15 protein-coding genes are annotated in these 20,578 nt (G+C 42.9%); 10 read left to right on the plus strand and 5 right to left on the minus strand.

All coding sequences use genetic code 11. The features are described 5' to 3' along the window. Nucleotides 1–19: 19 nt before the first annotated feature. The 4 genes from H8S63_RS07825 to H8S63_RS07840 all read right to left on the minus strand — a co-directional run bounded on the left by H8S63_RS07825 (nucleotide 20) and on the right by H8S63_RS07840 (nucleotide 11,570). Entirely contained in the window at nucleotides 20–1,912 is a 1,893-nt protein-coding gene (locus H8S63_RS07825) for a RagB/SusD family nutrient uptake outer membrane protein (protein WP_004318653.1), read from the minus strand. Between the two features lie 18 nt (nucleotides 1,913–1,930). Continuing rightward, nucleotides 1,931–5,089: a TonB-dependent receptor gene (locus tag H8S63_RS07830; RefSeq protein ID WP_004318652.1), complete on the minus strand. Its 3,159-nt coding sequence runs from the start codon at nucleotides 5,087–5,089 to the stop codon at nucleotides 1,931–1,933. A gap of 391 nt (nucleotides 5,090–5,480) precedes the next feature. Further along, nucleotides 5,481–9,449: a two-component regulator propeller domain-containing protein gene (locus H8S63_RS07835; protein ID WP_004318650.1), complete on the minus strand. Its 3,969-nt coding sequence runs from the start codon at nucleotides 9,447–9,449 to the stop codon at nucleotides 5,481–5,483. A 72-nt stretch (nucleotides 9,450–9,521) separates the two neighbouring features. Then, on the minus strand, nucleotides 9,522–11,570 hold the full coding sequence (locus H8S63_RS07840) for a hypothetical protein (RefSeq protein WP_004318649.1): 2,049 nt from the start codon (nucleotides 11,568–11,570) through the stop codon (nucleotides 9,522–9,524). 230 nt (nucleotides 11,571–11,800) lie between these two features. On the opposite strand from H8S63_RS07840, the gene H8S63_RS07845 reads away from it, so the two are divergent. Continuing rightward, a complete protein-coding gene (locus tag H8S63_RS07845; protein WP_004318648.1) occupies nucleotides 11,801–12,043 on the plus strand; it encodes a transposase in 243 nt (80 codons plus the stop codon). 156 nt (nucleotides 12,044–12,199) lie between these two features. On the opposite strand, the gene H8S63_RS07850 is transcribed toward H8S63_RS07845, so the two are convergent. Then, nucleotides 12,200–13,327 (minus strand): AraC family transcriptional regulator, encoded by a 1,128-nt coding sequence (locus tag H8S63_RS07850; protein WP_004312658.1) that lies wholly within the window; start codon nucleotides 13,325–13,327, stop codon nucleotides 12,200–12,202. A 177-nt stretch (nucleotides 13,328–13,504) separates the two neighbouring features. Between H8S63_RS07850 and H8S63_RS07855 the strand changes: the two genes are divergently transcribed. The 9 genes from H8S63_RS07855 (at nucleotide 13,505) to H8S63_RS07895 (ending at nucleotide 20,576) form a co-directional block, all read left to right on the plus strand. Beyond that, nucleotides 13,505–14,791 carry an IS1380-like element ISBfi1 family transposase gene (locus H8S63_RS07855; protein ID WP_004318647.1) on the plus strand — a complete coding sequence of 429 codons (1,287 nt, stop codon included), beginning with the start codon at nucleotides 13,505–13,507 and terminating at the stop codon, nucleotides 14,789–14,791. Nucleotides 14,792–15,561: 770 nt separating this feature from the next. Beyond that, nucleotides 15,562–15,741, plus strand: coding sequence for a hypothetical protein (locus H8S63_RS07860; RefSeq protein ID WP_007750775.1), 180 nt, complete (start codon nucleotides 15,562–15,564; stop codon nucleotides 15,739–15,741). 181 nt (nucleotides 15,742–15,922) lie between these two features. After that, the gene (locus H8S63_RS07865) at nucleotides 15,923–16,378 is read left to right on the plus strand and encodes a ferritin-like domain-containing protein (protein ID WP_004318646.1); all 456 of its coding nucleotides are present in this window, start codon (nucleotides 15,923–15,925) and stop codon (nucleotides 16,376–16,378) included. Nucleotides 16,379–16,458: 80 nt separating this feature from the next. Then, complete coding sequence (locus H8S63_RS07870) at nucleotides 16,459–17,106, plus strand: MarC family protein (RefSeq protein ID WP_004308119.1); 648 nt, start codon at nucleotides 16,459–16,461, stop codon at nucleotides 17,104–17,106. A 46-nt stretch (nucleotides 17,107–17,152) separates the two neighbouring features. Beyond that, nucleotides 17,153–17,635 (plus strand): ferritin, encoded by a 483-nt coding sequence (locus tag H8S63_RS07875; RefSeq protein WP_004308118.1) that lies wholly within the window; start codon nucleotides 17,153–17,155, stop codon nucleotides 17,633–17,635. Between the two features lie 23 nt (nucleotides 17,636–17,658). Next, nucleotides 17,659–18,711, plus strand: a complete 1,053-nt coding sequence (locus tag H8S63_RS07880; RefSeq protein WP_004308117.1) for a class I fructose-bisphosphate aldolase — start codon at nucleotides 17,659–17,661, stop codon at nucleotides 18,709–18,711. A 12-nt stretch (nucleotides 18,712–18,723) separates the two neighbouring features. Further along, a complete protein-coding gene (gene gpmA, locus H8S63_RS07885) occupies nucleotides 18,724–19,473 on the plus strand; it encodes a 2,3-diphosphoglycerate-dependent phosphoglycerate mutase (RefSeq protein ID WP_004308116.1) in 750 nt (249 codons plus the stop codon). 76 nt (nucleotides 19,474–19,549) lie between these two features. Then, entirely contained in the window at nucleotides 19,550–19,978 is a 429-nt protein-coding gene (locus tag H8S63_RS07890; RefSeq protein WP_004308115.1) for an Hsp20/alpha crystallin family protein, read from the plus strand. Between the two features lie 100 nt (nucleotides 19,979–20,078). Continuing rightward, nucleotides 20,079–20,576, plus strand: a complete 498-nt coding sequence (locus H8S63_RS07895; protein ID WP_004308114.1) for an RNA polymerase sigma factor — start codon at nucleotides 20,079–20,081, stop codon at nucleotides 20,574–20,576. The last annotated feature ends 2 nt before the right edge of the window (nucleotides 20,577–20,578 follow it).

The following is a 20,578-nucleotide window of genomic DNA, read 5'->3' on the forward strand; positions in this document are numbered from 1 at the left end:
TTATATAAGAGCTGATTCTCTAGTATCCCGGATTCTGCACTAGATTGGGATTTACTTCTATCTGATCTTGTGGAATAGCAAGCCAATAGTTCTTGGGAGCGGTAAAATTACGAACGCCGGTTTCTTTCATGTCCGTAAGTTTATAAAAACTATCAGCGGTTTTTCCGGATAATGTCCAGGATTTCTGATAACGCATCATTTCAGTATGGGCAATTTTCCAACGGCGCATATCATGGAAACGTCTGCCTTCCATAGCCAATTCAATGGAGCGTTCATCATGTAATATTTCGCGCAACTTCTCTCCTGAAGGAATACCACCGGCTTTTGCCCATGAATCTGCAAAGGTAGGTAATCCGCAACGTTCACGTACTTTATTCAAATAGGACAGACTGGCAGTACTCAGTGTGCCGCTATATTCGAAATCCGCTTCTGCATAACTCAGATAGAGTTCGGCCAGACGCATATAAGGAAAGCACCAACGGTTGTAGGTTATTTGATCGGTAGTCCTATTATAGGTATCATATTTAGACACCCATTTCTGACAATAATAACCGTTGTCCGTTTGATACTCATCCTTGGCATTGCCATTATTCTGCTGCATTTCACCACGTCTGCATTTGAGCACTATTGTCTTTCCCTGCACGTCATAATTTCCACGATCAAAGCCAATAGAGGCATAAAAGCGCGGATCACGATTCCTGTGAAAACGTACCGTACTATCACCTGGTGCAATGGAATACGGATCAAGCTTCTTAGTCTCGGGGTCATCTGCCCAAGGTAGACCGTTCTTGGTATAATACCTACTCACACAATCCCACGTCGGGAATAAGGACCCTCTAAAACCTTTGGTCGAATAACTTGTAAATTCAACACGAGGAGCCATATTCTTGATACAGTAGGAAATAGTTCCCTGTTCAGCAAAGCCAAACAGGACTTCATTCCAGTTAAATCCGCTACCACTGATCCCATCACCGACAAAGGCTTCATGATAGTTTTTCTTCCCTTGCTCCAAGTCATTGGTCGAATTTCCATAAAGTTTGTAACCGTTCTCTTCGCAAAGGTCTATGGCCTCTTTGGCAGCATCCATCGCTCTCTTCCACTTTTCCCGGTCATAAGTCTGGTTAATCAGAAAAGTGCCGTCGGGGTTTTTAAAGTCGGAATAAAACTCACTATTCCCATTGACTAACGGCGAGGCGGCATAAAGCAACAGCCGAGCCTTGAAAGCCAAGGCAGCAGAAGAGGTAGCCCTGTTTCTCTTACTTGAATCCCATACGCCAGGAAGTAATCTAGCTGCTTCCGAATATTTATTGGCAATGAAATCGACACATGTATCATAAGGAGAACGGGAGGTCATCATCTCGGCCGGAGAACTTTCCATTGGTATTTCCTTGTCAATAATAACTATCGGTCCATAGTACTCCAGCATGATCTGATGATAATACCCGATCAAAAACAGCGCTTCACCTTTCCACCAGCTCAGGTTTTCGGGGGTAATGTCCGATACCCTATCCAGATTATTAAGCACATTATAGCAATTGCGGATACTTTCCCATACTGCTTTCTTCACAGCACCCTGCGGATAAGATTTTGCTGTATTGCTCCATAATGAGTAATAAGTCGTTGTTGGGGATTCTTCCCCATAAACCAGACTGCGGAAATGAAACCAGCGCGTTGTTCCTCCTTTGCTCGTTATGATTTCGTTTCCTCCGGTAAAATCAGGAAATTGTTGGGGATGGAAATAGTTAGGGATATTCGCGTAGCAAGACAGTACCATTCCTTCAGCCTGATATTGTGTCCGGTAGATATCATCCACGGTAGCAGTACCTTGCGGAACCACATCAAGAAAATCACATGATGCCATCATTAAACAGCCGATTGCCGACAGGCATAACTTTGTATATATATTTTTCATAACTTATTCTGTTCTTAATTAATAATGAAACTGAATCCCGATCTTGGCCGTGCGCTGTAGCGGATATTTCAAACCATTCCCACTTCCCATTTCAGGATCCCAGGTACTGAACGGAGAGAATGTCAGCAAATTAGTACCTGCTGCATACACACGCAGCCACGGGAAGAAGGAATAGCCCAGTTCGGCATTCTTCAGGCGCAGGAAAGCTGCGTTACGTAGGTAATAAGTGCTGGTTTGCGCATTGTTCGTGATAAATTCGGGTGATAATCGGGGATAGGCGGCACCGGCTACATTATTGCTTTCCGACCAGTGGTCATCAACGATATACTGTGCAATGTTATATCCTTTATGGCCCGCTTCGCTGAACGGATGAATATCGCTCATCATTAAACTGACTTTGGCCACTCCCTGGAAAAACAGAGACAAATCCCACTTTTTATACTTCAACGTTCCTCCAAAACCATAGATAATCTCCGGAATTTCAGGATTGCCGATAATCGTCCTGTCATAACCATTCACCACGTTATCACCATTCAGATCTTTATATTTAATATCTCCCACCGTATAATTTCCGAACGACTGTTTGGGAGATCTGTCTATTTCCTCCTGAGAAGTAAACAATCCGTCAGACACATATCCCATAATACTGTTTATCGGGTGTCCGATTCTTGAAGAATAGGGTTCTACATTCACCGGTTCGTCTATCTCCGTAATCTCATTATGTGCATAGGTCAGACTACCGTTCAGGCGGAGCACCCAATCTTTGCCAATTACTTTGCTGTATGCTACACTCATATCCACACCCTTATTCTTTACCGAGCCAATGTTGGCATAAGGCAGCATACCTGTCACTCCCATTGTTGAAGGGACGGACGAACGTTGCATAAAAATTCCACTACGGTCTTCCTTGAAATAATCAATGGTTATATCCATAGATTCAAGAAGGGTCATATCGACACCTAAATTCAGCTTTTTCGATTTCTCCCATGTAGCGTTCGCATTACCATAAATATTTACAAGCGGCCCATTCACGCGGGTACCGCTACCAGTCCACCAATCCAAATTATTATTCATACTGACTTCTGTTACATAGGGAAAGCGAGTGGCAAGCGCATCATTTCCGGTCAATCCATAAGTAGCTCGGATTTTCAGAGTGGAAACTGTTTTTTTTAACGGTTGGAAAAACTTTTCATTAGAAATAGTCCATCCTAGGGCAATCGCAGGGAAGAATCCGAAACGATGCCCGCTTCTGAAATTCTCCGAGCCATTATAACCAAAGGTAGCCTCAAGCAGGTAACGCTGACCAAAACTGTAGGTCAGACGTCCGGCCATCCCTTGCTCACGGTAAGGAAGAAGATCTTTTTCAGCTCCGCCGTCCTTCACTTTCTTGGTTTCTTTCATGTGGTAAACAAGGGTAGCTCCCACATCATGTCCACCAAACTGGCGTGAGTAGTCCAGCGCTCCCTGTAAAGACCAGACACTCTCTGTCGGATCACGCCCGGAATTGCTCTTCAGATAAGGTTCTCCCGGCTCACCGATAGTCGAAGTCTTATAAAGGTAGTTTCCCTGATCATCCATCGTATAGTCATCAGATACTTTATAGTAGAAAGGTACAATCCAATGATCCAGCCAGTTAAAACTGTAATTATAGAAAGATGCCAGTCCGGTGAGTTTTAACCCTGGTGTGACAAACTTCAAGTCCTGTTCGAGATTGAAAGCGGTCGTCATATAGACATAATTTCGTTCCGTATAACCTTCACTCAATTTGGCGTAAGGATTCGGCTCTGATTTTCCCACATCCCACGGATCATTGCTACCGTAGCGGATGTATGTATCCCCTGGTTCAGCAGGAAGTGTAGCAGGAAAACGTACGGGATTCCCATGCATGGAATAGGCGAACAAATTCCGGGTACTTGTTTTGGGGGCATGGTGGTAGAACAACTGCGTATTCATATTTAGCCCCACTTTCGTCGTAGAGGTAACACGGGCTGTCACATTACTCTGAAACAGGTATTTCTTGTTGCGCATACCCACATCAAGCTTATCTTCCTTGGGTTGCCGGATGATACCATTTTCATAGAAGATTCCAGCATTCAGGAAGTAATCCACATTTTTGCTTCCGCCCTTGATGGAGATATTCAAATTCTGATTAACGGCGAAGTCTTTGAACAACATACTGTACCAGTCATTGTTTGGGAACAGGTAGGGATTTGCATTGGCACGTGTTTTATCTATCTTATCCCGGCTATAGAAAGGCTCATACTCTTGGTTATTGGCAATAGCCTGATTATAAACGGCTTCATTATACATATCCATGTAAGTCGGGCCATCTGCCATTTTCTGCACATAGGTAGGCATGGAGAAAGTATTATCAAAGCGGATATCTACAGACATTTTCTCGGAAAGCTGTCCTTGCTTGGTAGTAACGATGATAACTCCGTTAGCCCCCCGTGAGCCGTATAGGGACGTTGCCGTAGCATCTTTCAGCACAGAAAACGACGCGATAGATTCTGGAGGAATATTGTTCATCATCGTAGCGTTGATTTCCACACCGTCAAGTATGATCAGCGGTGAGGTATTCGAACCAAAAGTTGATATACCACGTATATAGAATTTCGCCTCATCAGAGCCTGGTTCACCCTGTGTTTGTACGGCGATGATACCTGGAACGTTCCCGGCAAATGAAGTACTAAGATTACTGGATGTCATCTTCAGGTCTTCCGGCTTCACTGCCTGCACAGCTCCCACGAGGGATTCTTTCTTTTGTTTGCCAAAACCGACCACGACCACTTCATCCAGCATCATACTCCTGTCCGGAGTCAAATTAACGGAAATGAACTTCTTATCTTTTACCACTACCGTTTTCTTCTGGTACCCAACATATGAAATGGTCAATGATGCGTTCTTTGCCAACTGTATAGTGAATATACCGTCCACATCTGTTATAACCCCGTTCTGCGTTCCACTTTCCAATACGGTAGCTCCAATAACAGGCTCTCCGTTTTCGTCTCCCACATATCCTTTCATTTCTGCTTTTACTTCTTTTTGCTGGCTCTCGTCGATCTTTCTATTATCTGCCGCCGTTACAACGGAAACGGGAAATAATGTGAAGGCTAACCATAACAGGATGCAACAGCTTTCGCTGGTAAGGCATCCTTGTTTTACTTTACAGTTCATATATCAATAGATTTTTTGATTAGTAGTGTAGATTTTTCTCTGAAATACAGGGAGGTGTGTCGTAATGCACGATGTACCCTCTTTTTTATTCATTACTATACAACTCTGTTCATTTTCTTTTCTATTATTCATTGTGTGTGCAATTTATTTTATAATTATTTCTTTGACTTTATATAAATTACAGTACAAATTCTCAAACTAAGAATCGTTTATATATACGATAGGAAAACAACTCTCTCTTCCGCCCGAAGGCTGGCTGGCAAAAAAAAGTAAATACCTTGTCATACATCAAATTTAGTTGTTAATATATTTGCAAAATTACCCGGAACAACTCGGATAAAATATCAGAAAATGACCTGATATTATAAAATTTAAAGCAAAATACATATTACTAGTGCGATATGAAATCTTTAGGCAGTACTCCGAACTGTTTTTTAAAACAGCTTGAAAAATAGGAGGGGGTACTGAACCCTACCATGTAAGAGACTTCCACCACTCCATAGGTTCCTTCTTTCAGTATGGAAGCTGCCTGCTTCAAACGGAAAAGGCGGAGATATTCGTTCGGACTCATATTTAGGATTCCTTTCAATTTCCGGTAAAAGTTGGAACGTCCCATATTCATTGCATCCGCTATATCATCAATTTGCAGGTCCGTATTATCAAGATGGCGTAATACATACTCATTTAACTTGCTAATAAACATCTCATCGGCCTTTGTCTGCGCCATTGCATCTGCTTTGATAAAAGGAAATTCAATAAAGTGACGGCGTAATCTTTCCCGATTACTCAACAGATTTGCTACATTGGCACGAAGATACTCCATAGAAAACGGCTTTTCAATATACGCATCCGCCCCTTCTTCAAGTCCTTCGATTCTTGATTCCAGATTAGTTTTAGCTGTCAATAATATTACAGGAATATGACTATAGTCCAGATTTTGTTTCAGATGCTTGCATAATTCAACCCCGTCCATCAGAGGCATCATAATGTCACTTATTATCAGATCCACAGATTTCTGTTCAAGAACGTCCAACGCCTCGACCCCATTTTCCGCAATCAGTACATGATACAATGAAGACAATTGCCTGAACACAAAAGCAAGCATATCCTTATTATCTTCTACAACCAATATGGAAGCAACCTCTCTTTTATCTTTATCAGAAACTTCACGATCTTCATCATCATACCCAGGTTTCTTATGTTGTTCTTCCGAATCATCCGGAAGTGTCTGGTGTAATATTGGAATGGAAAGAATGAAACGGTTACAATCTAGCTCCCGGTCCATCACCAGCATACCTTGATGCAACTCTGCCAAGTAACGAGCCATAGCTAATCCGATGCCTGTGCCCGAGACAATATCTTTCCCGTCCCGGTATTGGACAAAGGCTTTAAAAATATTTTCACGCATTTCGATAGGGACTATATTCCCATCATTACTCATAGAGATAGTGAACACCTCATTCTTCTCATCAACAGACAAATGGAGATAAACGTATGTCCGGGCATATTTCAATGCATTAGCAAACAGATTACTGAGAATTTTGGTCAAAGCCTCTTTGTCAACAGAAGCCAACAATTCTTCCTCTGGAACTTCTACTTCAAGTTTAATTCCCCTTTGCTTTGCCAAAGTGGTGAAATACTTATAAACAGAGTGGACGATAGTACCGATATTATATTCTTTCGGATTCAATTTAAAACCTTTATTTTCCGCTTTACGGAAATCAAGTAATTGGTTTATCAGGTTCAGTAACCTCTCCACGTTCTGATCCATAATTTCCAATTCCATCCTTACATTTTCGGAGAGTTCCCTATCAGCAAGTACATTCTCCAATGGGCACTTTATCAGTGTTAAAGGAGTACGGATTTCGTGTGCCACATTTGTAAAGAAATCTATCTTAGTGGTGTAGAGTTCCTGCTCCTTTTCCTGTTCGAACTTCTCCATCTCTTTACGCTGCTTTTCAATAGTACGCTTCCTTAAATAAAAGAAGAGGGCGAAAAATGTACCGAGTATCAATAGGATATAAATCAGGTATGCCCATACGGATAAATAAAACGGGGGCAATATCCTGATCCCCAATGTGCGTACATCTGGATTCCATACACCATCACTATTCGCACCTTTCACGCGTAACATGTATGTCCCATAAGGTAAATTGGAATACGTAATAGGGCCCTTACCCGCTGTATGCCATTCGGAATCATACCCTTCCAGTCTATATAGCAGTGTATTCATGCTCGGTGACTGATAACTTATCGCAGCTATCCTGAAGGAGAACGAATTCTGATTTGACTGAAGTTCGATATGGTTTGACAAAGTGATACTTTGTTTCAATGGAGAGCCTTTTTCTCCGACTACCACCTTTTTATTAAAGAGCATAAAATCGGTAATCAAAACAGAGGGTAAAAAATCATTATCAATAAAGGAGGAGGGGGCAAAGGAGATGAAACCGTTAATACAGCCAAAATAAATCCGTCCATTCTTATCCTTATAGCTGGACTGGTAATTAAACTGGTTACTCAGCAACCCATTAGCAACTGTATACACTTTAAAACTGGAATTCTTCGGGTTAAAATGCACCAGCCCTTTATTGGTTGAAACCCAGAACAATCCCTTTTCATCTTCTTCAATCCGATAAATGACGTTGCTTGGCAGACCGATACCGTCATAACGGACAAAGGTGTTGGCGGAAGGCACAAAGCGGCAGAAGCCACCTCCTTGTGTGGTAAACCATAGCTGATTTTGACTGTCTTCAAAAATACTCAGCACCTTATTGGATGGAAGGGTGGACGAGTCTGCTTCCTCATGTACGAAATGTTCCCAACCACCTGTACGGACATTCTTTTTATAGACGCCATCGGCATAAGTTGCCAGCCATAAATTCCCCTGCTTATCCTCCTTTATATAATAAACAAACGTCCACCCAAGTTCGGGGACGCGTTTAAAACGTTCCGTATCTGGGTTGTACCGAAACAATCCTATTGTTGTTCCAAGATACAGATCGCCCGCAGTTATCCGGCAGATAGAAAAGATATCACTTGCAATATTATCATAGTGCTTTACAGCGTATGTCCTCAAATCAATACGCTTCAATCCTTTTGCAAAATTCCCAACCCACAGATAATCTCCGTCCAAATACAATCCGTGAACATTATGATAAATATCCGGATGAATGAACGGTTCGATTTTTCCAGTACTAGGATAATAATGGAAAAGCCCCTTATCTTCTGTACCTATCCAGAGTGTGCCGTCATGGGCGGCACAAAACTCCCGCACCCTTTTTCCCATTTTGTTTGATTCTTTCTGGGGATAGACTTTATCAAAGTAGGTATATTGCCGGGGGTAATAATTCACACCCCCAAAATAAGTCCCTATCCACATTCCGCCTTCACGGTCTTTGAGAATCGAATAGATGGCATTGTCAGAGATTGAATAGGGATCACCGTTGACGTTCTGCAAGTGGATGATTTTTGCCGTGTGCAGATTATAGATATAAAGTCCCGATTCGGTTCCTATCCATAATTCGTCATCTGAATAAAATGCAAGTTCCCTGATATAAATATCACCTCCCAATTCATCCTTGGAAAGAAGGGTACGGATAGTCTTATTAGTTAGGTTCACTTCTTTCAGTCCGAATACAGTTCCCACATACATGCAATTATAGGGTCCGGGGAGCAATTTATAGATGTATTCATCTCTGAAAGACACTTTTGAATCTTCTGGAAAAATCGGAGTTAAAGTTTTAAGCTTGTCTTTTGAATAATACAGATTTCCATCACGTATGTCCAACCAGCAGACATCGTCCGAATCAAAATAGAGTTGGCCGGAAGTTTTAAGGTTCAGAGTACCGGACCCGTCCGACTGATAATTAACCAACTGGCTATCCTGGGGATTGTAATAGAAGATTCCCCGCGTCTGAGTTACAACCCAGATACCTCCTTTCTGGTCCCCAGTTATCAGATTGACCGTACAGTCTATATCTATGTTTGAATTACTTATCAGAGTAAAATGCCTGACCTTTTCCATTTGTGGGCAATAGACATATAGGCCTACGTCTGTCCCAATCCATATTTGCCCAAGATTGTCTTCATACAAAGAAGTGATGAAATTATTGCCCAAGGTTCCGGATTCTTTCATGAAAGTCCGAAAAGAGATACCATCATACCGGTCAAGACCATCCTTCGTCCCAAACCACATAAATCCTTGTTTATCCTGAAGGATGGCATGGACCGTATTCTGGGATAATCCATTATTGATATCAAGTGAACGGAATGCATATTGTCCTTCATTCAGAACGGCAAGGGAATAAAGAGGCATCAAAGAAAGAAGTATTAATATAACTAAAATACGTAGTCTCTGCATTGTCTTAATTGTTAGTTTCATTAATTAACATACAACAGGATATAAGAATATCCTGAAAAGTGGATATCAGAGCTATTTCAACAGTATATTCTCAGTACGTCCCGGTGTCAGCAATTCCCAAAGGGATGCTACCGTCCAACCGGGAGCAAACATGTCATTATAATATCCTTTTCCATTCCTTCCATAATCCCAGTTGGTGTGCTGGATCACTTCCGGATAATAACCAACTTTTATCACTCCACACATATGTCCTTTATAAGGAAGTAACTGGCACATGGAAGTAGAAATGACTTCAGCAAAATCAGAGAAACGAGGTTCATTATACTCTTTGGAAAGCCAACGGAGCACATCGGCAAATTCAAAAATAAATACATCAATATGATTATTCTCCACCGAGACATTTCCCCAGCCGCGAGTTTTCAGACCGATATCACCCAACATCTGCCCGGGAGCAAACGGAACGTCCCAGACGTAATACCAGGACAAGGCAAAATAAGCCGCTTTTCGTGTCAGAGAGGCATAGTGGTTATGTTCCGTACCATTTGTTATCAATGATAAATAGTAAGTTGCCGTAGCGGTATAGAGGGAAGCTTCCTTATCCTCACAGTTTGCATCCAGCGTAGAGGAGAAATAGTCAGCCTTTGATATAAGCTCTTTTTCCAGATATTCCGCAGTACGCCGGGCAGCGGACAGATAGCGTTTGTCCTTAAAATATTTATATCCCATAACCAGAGGTAATGTAGCGGATGGAGTACTTCCTCCACTTCCGTCAACAACTGTAAAGTCATCATGGAATTTACGTGGAAAACTTCCATCTGGATTTTGCAGTTGCAAGAACATATCGAGCATTTTCTTTAAGCGTTGTTCCCAATCAGGATGGTGACGTTTATACTTCTGTTCATAATTCAGATAATGAAACATGGCATAAATTCCTTCCGACTGACGACGTATGCTATGCACTGGGCGTTCTTCTTTCACATCACTATCATTTTCCAGATTTACCCATTCACGCAAATAACCGGTTTCCGTAAAGCCATTTTCTAAGTAACTATCAAATATCTTTTTACTGCTAGCTGCAAGGTCATCACGTCCATTCTCATTGCCAAACTCCCATGCATTGAAAGCGTTTAGAAGTACGCGACCGACAAAACCTATCTCTGCTACATTCATGTTGGCACAGGCTGCCACTTTCATTTCAGGGCTGGAGTAATAGGCAAGAGCTTTGTCCCCAACAAAACTTTCCACAAAATAATTGCTCAGCACTCCTTTTATCTCTTCTGGAGAAAAAGGTATTTTCACAGGTTGGGGACGGTATGTATCATAACAATATTCCCAAGTATGGCAAATAAAATCTGAGTAGTCTGTAGCCTGCCCCTCGATAAATTCCCAGGTCAGGAGTACTGTTTCTCCTTTTTTTAGATATTGGAAAGATGTAACCTCCGGAGCCAGCGTCAACTTACGAATATAGGTTTTAGGAGCTTCTCGGTAAGGAAATCCAAAAGATAGTGTTGATGTTCCGTCATGGCTCTCAAAGCCGGTGAACCCTAGGGACGTTTTGCCCGAGAGGATGATTTCGCCTGTTTGGTGGGTAGCAAGGGCATCCCATTGAAAATCGTCCTTGCGTGCCACAGTCATATAACGTCCATCTTTCTGATTGAAGATACCGGTAAGGGGTGAGCTCAGACGATCCTCACGTACCAGCCAACTCTCTGATATATGAAATGAAGGAGCACCTTTAGGAGAACGTAAATTGCGACTATACCAGAATCCTGGTAGATAAAACATACAGTCATTATGTCGGAAGCCTGTTTTCAACTGTTGTTGATAATTAAAGTACACGTCTTCCAATGCCGTAATACTTACTACCATTACACATTTAACATTGTCACGTTCTATTCTCTCTGTAATGATTAATGGTATTTTTTCTTCAGACTCTAACAGATAGATTCCCTTATCATCAACGGCTCCTTGAAAAGCAAGGGAATAGTTTCGTGATTGATTACCGGGAACCTTCAAGGAGACTTGTGCAGATATTCTTTTATATATATCATTAACAGTCCTAGCATCAATAGTAATAGTACAGATCATCAGGCAACAAAGCATACATCTTAATTTTGTCATATAAATCAGATAATTTAGTTTATTAATATTCTTTTAATTTGCGTTCCAAAATTAGGATATTACGTATACAAAGAATGTGATTTTTTGAGCAATTATTATAAGATTTCAGTAGAATTCATAAGAAACAGCCCATTAAGTATTTATTTTTTAATCCTCTATTAAGATCCCATTACAATATACACTTATATTTTTATTGGGATATTTAATACTACAAATGTAAATGTGTCAGAATGCGGGCACAACCTCAGGTCCCTAGCCTTTGTATTGACGAGACTTCTTTAAGCTGCGGAGAATTATATACTGTTGTCACTAATCGTGCGGGACGTGGTGGCAGAGGTACACTTGTGACCATGATACGTGGCACGAAGTCTGAAGACGTCATAAAGGTGCTTGAAATGATTCATGTCTCCAAGCGCAAGACAGCCAAAGAGGTCACTTTAGATCTTTTGCCGACCATGATGCGGATCGTCTGAACGGCTTTTCCCAATGCCACTATGACAGGTTATCGGTTTCATGTACCTTAATTCCGCAATACTATTGTAAATTAAATCTTTTAAGTAGAGGTTGTGTCAAAACGCTGACACACCTCTTTTAAATGCTATTTAATGCGAAATTACAAAAATACGCATTTAGATGGAGGCAAACTGTTTGCGCCATTGGCTAGGTGACATGCCCGTTTTTTGTTTGAATATACGATAAATCCATGTGTGGGATGAGAAACCGCACTCTGTGGAAATAGCGTCAATGCTATATTCGGGGTTGGCTTTCATCATGCGAACAGCCTCATTAAAACGAATGTCGCTAAGCCAGGTTCTAAAATTGGTGTATTCTGACTGATTGAAGTATTCTGTCAGTTCGTTTTTCTTGTATCCCAACTTGGTAGCTAGCGAATAGATGTTAACTTCATAGTCCTTATAAAATCCCTCTTCACACCATTTCTTGAGGGCTAATTCTATTTCCATCTTTCTATTAGCTGTCAAGATATTTGTGCCATGAGTGTTCTTGCCGTCTTTCATGTCTTCTGCTTCCGTGACTTTTGCTTCTGCGTCATTTTCCTCAGGAATGACTTCTTTGGGTGTGATGTAATAGCCCATAGCAATGAAAGTGTGGACGAAAAAGATGACAGAGAGTAATATCAAGGGACCTATTATATATAATAAGGTATTGAAGAGGATTGCTACAGGAAGGAGTCCAGCAGCAAAGTATAGCAAAATGATGCTGGCTTGCGAATAGCGCACGTATGGAATCAAGTCGATTCCGAAATTCTCCATGAGCTTCTGCTTTCGGGCTTTTGTTTCTTTGCGAATGATAAGAATAAAATATGCCATGCTAGCCACAAAAAGACCGAGCATCACATAGAGCATATTGCCAATGTGTAAACTTTGACTTTTGAACATGCCAATGACGAAAACTATGGCGATGAGTATGTATGCCATCATACCACGTAAACAATACCGTCGCACTTTGTTGCCTGTGCTCTCTATGTTGATTATGGAGAGAGTGATGGCAAATGCCACTGGAGTATAGAACAATATGTTGAATGCTGCGCCCACATCGGTACCTTGTGCACGGAGTCCATGAATCATCTGTAAGAGGTAGTGGACGGAGAAGAATAGCATGGATGCAACGAGAATCCATCTTGATATTTCGTAGCGCCACACCTTCCATCTCACCTGCAAACTTGCCATGGCTAATTGCAATGCTAGCATGGCTGTAATGACGCAACATACAAGTTGTAATATGAATAACGATTTCATAGTATTGTTATTACCTTAATTCCGCAACACTATAAATTTTAACTTTTATAATATCCTGAACAACAAAAAGTTCTTGGACAAGCCAAGCGGCAAAGCCGAGCGGCTCAGGATTTTGTCATGTCAAAGGATTCACTTAACTTAGTGTTGCAAAAATAGTCAAACAAAACCTCATCAAGCATGGTAAAAGTACAAATAAAATCCGAGAAACTCACATCTTTTGGTGGTATATTTCCAATTATGGAGAAATTCGACAGGATGTTGTCTTGTACAATAGACTCTACTTTAGGTTTGCGTAGCAAAGTGTATGGCTATCAATATAGCGAGATAATACGTTCTCTGATGTGCGTATATTTCTGTGGAGGGTCATGTGTCGAAGACGTGACCTCACACCTTATGGAAGCACTTTGCTTGCATCCACCCCTCCGTACATGCAGCGCAGACACAATACTTAGGGCCATTCGTGAATTGACCACACCGAATCTGACCTACAGGTCTGATTCGGGCAAAAGCTACGACTTCAACGTGGCTTCCGACCTTAACAATCTGCTTGTCAATGCATTGCTGGCAACTGGACAGTTGCTGCCAGACAATGAATATGACTTTGATTTTGACCACCAGTTCATTGAGACGGAGAAATTTGACGCAAAAATGACCTACAAGAAGTTTACCGGTTACAGTCCAGGAATAGCAACGGTCGGCGATGTCATCGTCGGGATAGAGAACCGCGACGGCAATACCAATGTCCGTTTCCATCAGGAAGACACTCTAAAACGTATTTTTGAGCGTTTGGAGAATGCCAGAATACATATAAACCGTGCGAGGATGGATTGTGGCTCATGCTCTGAGGCTATGGTGGAAATGGTGGAGAAGCACAGTCGGCATTTTTATATCCGCGCAAACAGGTGTGTATCGTTGTATGACGATATCTTTGCCTTGCGCGGATGGAAGACCGAATACATAAACGGTCACGAGTTTGAGATATGCTCCATCATTGCAGAGAAATGGGTCGGCAAAGCGTACCGCCTTGTCATACAGCGGCAAAGAAGCATCAACAAGGAACTCGACCTGTGGGAAGGGGAATATACATACAGATGCATACTGACAAATGACTATACTTCGACAGACCGTGACATCGTGGAGTATTACAACAAGCGTGGCGGTGCTGAGCGTGTATTGGACGACATGAACAACGGCTTTGGCTGGAAACGGCTGCCAAAATCGTTCATGGCGGAAAACACGGTGTTCCTGCTTCTGACCGCTTTAATACGAAACTTTTACAGACACCTCATATCTGACGCAAACATGAAGAGCTTTGGACTTAAACGCACAAGCAGAATCAAAACTTTTGTATTCAAGTATGTTTCTGTCCCTGCAAAATGGATTAAGACTGCAAGACAGCACATACTGAACATATACACAAGCAATGATGCATACATGATGGCCTTCAAATTTGATTTTGGGTAGCCTCAAATCTTCGTGGCCTTTTGCGTATTGCCTCAAGTCGCATCATGGGGTAAGGGGATTTTGTCTCTTGCGACTGCACCATTAGGGTTCTTTACGAAAACGAGTCGTTTTAGAGAGGTATCTGCAACCCCAGATATCAAAAATATTACAGGTTGCGGATTTTAGGATGTACAAAAGCTCTTTTATGAGGCAATTGATGAACTCAGGATTACTTATCGCTGAAGGGCACGGGATTTGGAGAGCGGAGAGCGATGAAATTCAGTGGCGCAGAGAGTAAAATAATAAAAAAGTTGGATTTTTATTGACGCGAATCAATTCTTTTAGTATTTTTGCCTTGTCTTTTACCAAAAAAGATTAATAACAGTAAGCGTTAGGCATTATCCATGTTCAGGAAATCCCCAATTTCAAGACAACAATTGGATAATACATCAGGTGTCCCTATGCACTATTATATCTTGTTAGCATATATAGGCGTGGGGCTTTGTGTATTATATGTTGTTGAGTATGGGGATACTTCTGAACGGTAATACCAAAGTTCCCACGCTTAACTTTATATAAACACAACTTCAGGGAACAGAGTTGTCATATAATCGCATTATGAAAGCAATTTGTTTCAAAACCGGACAGGTCCTGCCTTCCGTTTTCATTCCTCTGTCTGTTACTGTCTTTAGTGGAATTCTCTGCCTTTTTGTTTCCATTCCTGCCCCTTTTCGGGACTTGCGGCTATTATTACACAAATTACATGCCAAACAGTTTCTCTGAATCCATTTATGGCATTCAATAATCCCCCTGGACATACAGAAGAGGAACTTTGGCAACAAATACTCTCCCTGTCAAGGGAATTGCAGGAATGCAGGGCCTACCTGCACTATCATAATACGCTGGATTACATATACGACAAGATCAACATGATAGAGAAAGAACTGGATATCTTGTTGAGAATGTTGTAGGGATCTTGTGACAAAAAGGCATGATAATTATACATTTTTATGACTATTTGTCTCGCAAGCATTAAAATTCATTTTACAACTCCATAAGAGTCCGATTTACAGATGCTATCACATAAATTCATGATTATTGCAGGATATGAATTACGATTTATTTTGTCTAATTTCAAATATCAGAACAGCCATGGATAAACGAATTGAATATGCGATGAACACATTGATCAATACAGAAATCTGGTCAACTAACCTGTACCTGTCATTGCAGGTCTATTTTGAGGGGCAGCAACTTCTGATATTGGCCTCATGGCTAAGTGCACAGGCACAGGACAATATGGGCAAGGTCTATCAGATGATGAACCGCATCTATCATGAAGGAGGTGCTGTAACCATCCATGAAATCAGGCGCGACATCCGGCAATGGCCGACACCGCTGGCTGCCTTGAACACCCTGCTTGAACATGAACAATATATATCCCGTCAGATATCCGAACTTCACGTACTATGCCAGAATACGGATTCATCCATCCATTCTTTCATCAAGGGGCTGTACACAAAACGGATATATGTAAGTACGGCGTTTATGGAATTGTTGCGTATCCTGGCCATGGAATATGAACGCAGGCTGCCCTGCTTCATATGATGTGTCAAATCGTGTAACCTGACCGGAGTTTATTGTTCACAGAGAAAATAATGGTCTAAAAATAAAACAAGTATCATCCTATGGATATATTCGCATACTCAATGTTGTGTTTCACTTCGTTGTTCACATTGATGGACCCCCTCGGAGTGATGCCGGTTTTCCTGCAGATGACCGAGGGCATGAGTGCCGGAGAACGCCGGAGCATCGCCTTAAAATCCTGCGCCCTCACGTTCGTCATACTGGTACTTTTCACCTTGTGCGGCAGGTTCCTGTTCCATTTTTTCGGGATCTCGACCAATGGTTTCCGGATTGCGGGAGGTATCATCATCTTTAAAATCGGATATGACATGCTGCAGGCACACTTCACCCATGTGAAACTGAACGAGAACGAGAAAAAAGAATATTCCAGGAACATCACCGTCACGCCTCTTGCCGTTCCGATGCTGTGCGGTCCGGGTGTAATTTCAAGCGGCATAACACTGATGGAAGATGCCCCTGAGCATATTTTCAAAATTGCACTGGTTTGCGTGATCGCCCTAGTCTGTCTCCTCTCTTTCATTATCCTTTGCGTGTCAACGCGGCTTTTGAAAATTCTTGGAGAAACCGGAAATAATGTGATGATGAGACTGATGGGGCTTATTCTGATGGTCATCGCCGTGGAATGTTTCATAAACGGGATGCAACCTGTCCTGACAGATATTTTGAGACAAGCACACGCTTGCCCCTGAATATGAAAAATAAAAAATAGTACCAACATTAAAAATTAGATTCATTATGACCGAGAATTTACAAAAGGCCCTGAACGGGCAGATTACTGCGGAATTATGGTCCGCCAACCTGTATCTTTCAATGTCCTTCTATCTGGAAAAGGAAGGTTTTTCCGGCATGGCCCGCTGGATGCGCAAGCAATCGGCGGAAGAGACAGGACACGCATGTGCCATCGCCGAATATATGGCCAAACGTGAGGCGGAGGCAAAAGTGGACAAGGTCGATGTGGTTCCACAGGGTTGGGGCAGTCCCACCGAAGTCTTTGAACATGCCTTGGAACACGAGAGACATGTTTCCAGATTGATTGACGAACTGGTACATCTGGCTTCCGAGGAGAAAGACAATGCCACCCGTGATTTTCTTTGGGGATTTGTCAGGGAGCAGGTGGAGGAAGAGGCGAATTTCCTGAACATCGTAAACCTGATGAAGAAAGCCGGAGAGAGCGGCATCCTTTTCATGGATGCAAAACTGGGGGAACGCCAGTCCTGATTTGGAATAAAAAAACGACTGACATGAGCACGATTATTGATTTGTTGGGAACGCAGGCAGGATACTACCTGGACCATGTATGCAAGACAATAGACAAGAAACTCATCCATATCCCCGAGCCGAATATGATAGACAAGGCATGGGTGGATTCCGACAGGAATATACGCACCTTGGAGAGCCTGCAAGCCCTGTACGGGCACGGGCGTCTGGCCAATACCGGGTATGTCTCCATCCTGCCGGTGGATCAGGGGATAGAACATTCTGCCGGAGCATCCTTTGCACCCAATCCTCTTTACTTCGATCCCGGGAACATTGTGAAACTCGCTATCGAGGGAGGATGCAACGCCGTGGCATCCACATTCGGAGTTCTGGGAGCTGTGGCACGTAAGTACGCCCATAAGATTCCTTTCATCGTGAAGTTGAACCATAACGAGCTGCTGACTTATCCGAACAGTTATGACCAGGTCATGTTCGGTACAGTGAAGGAGGCATGGAACATGGGTGCCGTTGCCGTGGGGGCAACTATCTATTTCGGTTCGGAACAAAGCCGCCGCCAGATTGTGGAGGTCTCACAGGCGTTTGAATATGCCCATGAGTTGGGGATGGCCACGGTATTGTGGTGTTATCTGAGAAACAGCAGTTTTAAGAAAGACGGGATTGACTATCATGCGGCAGCAGATCTGACAGGGCAGGCCAACCATATCGGGGTCACCATCAAGGCTGATATCGTGAAGCAGAAGCTGCCGTCCAACAATGGAGGTTTTAAAGCCATCGGATTCGGTAAGACCGACGGGCGTATGTATACGGAACTGGTCTCCGACCATCCGATAGACCTCTGCCGCTACCAGGTGGCCAACGGGTATATGGGAAGGGTTGGCCTGATCAATTCGGGGGGCGAGTCCCATGGGACATCTGACCTGCATGATGCCGTCGTAACCGCAGTGGTGAACAAACGTGCCGGAGGTATGGGACTTATCTGTGGGAGAAAAGCCTTCCAGAAGACGATGAAAGACGGGGTCTCGCTTCTGAACACCATTCAGGATGTCTATCTGGATCCTTCGATAACCGTTGCATAAAAACTATATGGCATGAAAAGGATCGTATTGTTGAGACATGGCGAGAGCCTATGGAACAAGGAAAACCGCTTTACCGGTTGGACCGATGTAGACCTGAGTGATAAGGGGATCGCAGAAGCCTGTAAAGCCGGTGATATGCTGAAAGAAGCGGGATTCTCTTTTGAGGCGGCTTACACATCCTATCTGAAACGGGCTGTGAAAACGTTGAATTGTGTTCTGGACCGTCTCAATGAAGACTGGATCCCGGTGGAGAAAAGCTGGAGGTTGAACGAGAAACACTACGGCATACTTCAGGGACTTAACAAAAGGGAGACAGCAGACAAATATGGCGAGGAACAAGTCCATATCTGGCGGAGAAGTTACGGCGTGTCGCCCGAGCCGGTGAAGGAAGACGATCCCCGCTATCCGGGGAACGACACCCGTTACGCCGGTGTTCCCGAAATGGAACTGCCACGGACTGAATCCCTGAAGGATGCCGTCATGCGTGTCATGCCCTATTGGGAATGTGTCATCCTACCCACATTGATGCATAGGGACAACCTGCTTGTCGTTGCCCATGGAAACAGTCTGCGCGGGATAGTCAAGCATCTCAAGAATATTTCCGATACGGACATATCCCTCTTGAACCTGCCCACGGCAGTACCTTATGTATTCGAATTTGATGAACGGCCGGTGCTTGTCAGGGACTATTTCCTCGGAGACCAGGAGGAGATACGGAGACGGACGGAGGCTGTAGCCGAACAAGGTATGATCAGACGATAAGAGTCAGTCAATCAGACTGATTTGTATTGTCTTTTTGAATATTTTATTTATTAACAATTTAAAAAAGGAGGTAAAAATGGTACCTGTAAAAACAAATTCAAACTGGTTGCCGAGTATTTTTAACGATTTCTTCGAGAATGAGTGGCTGGCAAAAACGGGAGTTACGGCTCCTGCCATCAATGTCATTGAGAATGACAAGGACTACAAGGTTGAAATGGCGGCTCCCGGAATGACGAAGGATGATTTCAAGGTGAATGTTGACGAAAACAACAACCTGACAATCTGCATGGAAAAGAAAGAAGAGAAGAAGGAGGAGAAGAAAGACAAGAAGTATCTCCGCCGCGAATTCTCTTATTCCAAGTTCCAGCAGACCATCCTGCTACCTGAAAACGTGGAGAAGGATAAGATTTCCGCAAAAGTCGAACACGGGATCCTGTCCATTGAAATCCCGAAAGTGAAGGAGGAAGAAAAACAAAAAACTTCCAAGGCTATCGAGGTTAAATAATTCCATATCTGGAATGGTGTAAGGCCGGACAGGCTTTTCCTGTCCGGAGAGCCGTCCGGCCTTTAACAGGCACTTCCGGAACAGGGAACCGGCACAACCGATGAAGGAATTCAATTTTGAAAAAGAGCTGCTTAGCGTACAGGACGAACTGTTCCGTTTCGCGTACAAACTGACAGCGGACAGGGAGAAGGCGGAAGATCTGCTGCAGGATACCCTGCTCAAGGCAATGCTTCACAAAGAAAGTTACAACAAGAACACAAATTTCAAAGGGTGGCTGTTTATCATCATGCGTAACACGTTTATCAACGGTTACCGGGCGGAGGTCGGTCATACCCGTCTGTACATATCCTCCGATCCTGCATATTATTCGCGGATCATGGACGAGTCCCGTACAGAGGAGGTGGACAGGAACTATGACCTGGAAAAGATACGTAATGCCATCAAAAGTATACCGGAGTCGCATTTCATACCTTTTGAGATGTACCTGTCAGGGTTCAAATACCGTGAGATAGCGGAAAGAACCGGTGTGAGTTTGGGAACCATAAAGAGCCGTATTTTTCACTGCCGGAAAAAACTGAAAGCTATATTGGCAGAATGAAA

Origin of the sequence: Bacteroides sp. NSJ-39, from assembly GCF_014287315.1 — a bacterium.
In the GTDB taxonomy this organism is placed as follows: Bacteria; Bacteroidota; Bacteroidia; order Bacteroidales; family Bacteroidaceae; genus Bacteroides; species Bacteroides finegoldii.

Coding starts and splice junctions, on each gene's coding strand:
- H8S63_RS07875 (WP_004308118.1), top strand. CDS start 17,153: ATGACCGAGAATTTACAAAAGGCCCTGAACGGGCAGATTACTGCGGAA.
- H8S63_RS07855 (WP_004318647.1), top strand. CDS start 13,505: ATGGTAAAAGTACAAATAAAATCCGAGAAACTCACATCTTTTGGTGGT.
- H8S63_RS07845 (WP_004318648.1), top strand. CDS start 11,801: ATGCGGGCACAACCTCAGGTCCCTAGCCTTTGTATTGACGAGACTTCT.
- H8S63_RS07880 (WP_004308117.1), top strand. CDS start 17,659: ATGAGCACGATTATTGATTTGTTGGGAACGCAGGCAGGATACTACCTG.
- H8S63_RS07850 (WP_004312658.1), bottom strand. CDS start 13,327: ATGAAATCGTTATTCATATTACAACTTGTATGTTGCGTCATTACAGCC.
- H8S63_RS07870 (WP_004308119.1), top strand. CDS start 16,459: ATGGATATATTCGCATACTCAATGTTGTGTTTCACTTCGTTGTTCACA.
- H8S63_RS07860 (WP_007750775.1), top strand. CDS start 15,562: ATGGCATTCAATAATCCCCCTGGACATACAGAAGAGGAACTTTGGCAA.
- gpmA (WP_004308116.1), top strand. CDS start 18,724: ATGAAAAGGATCGTATTGTTGAGACATGGCGAGAGCCTATGGAACAAG.
- H8S63_RS07865 (WP_004318646.1), top strand. CDS start 15,923: ATGGATAAACGAATTGAATATGCGATGAACACATTGATCAATACAGAA.
- H8S63_RS07835 (WP_004318650.1), bottom strand. CDS start 9,449: ATGCAGAGACTACGTATTTTAGTTATATTAATACTTCTTTCTTTGATG.
- H8S63_RS07895 (WP_004308114.1), top strand. CDS start 20,079: ATGAAGGAATTCAATTTTGAAAAAGAGCTGCTTAGCGTACAGGACGAA.
- H8S63_RS07840 (WP_004318649.1), bottom strand. CDS start 11,570: ATGACAAAATTAAGATGTATGCTTTGTTGCCTGATGATCTGTACTATT.
- H8S63_RS07890 (WP_004308115.1), top strand. CDS start 19,550: ATGGTACCTGTAAAAACAAATTCAAACTGGTTGCCGAGTATTTTTAAC.
- H8S63_RS07830 (WP_004318652.1), bottom strand. CDS start 5,089: ATGAACTGTAAAGTAAAACAAGGATGCCTTACCAGCGAAAGCTGTTGC.
- H8S63_RS07825 (WP_004318653.1), bottom strand. CDS start 1,912: ATGAAAAATATATATACAAAGTTATGCCTGTCGGCAATCGGCTGTTTA.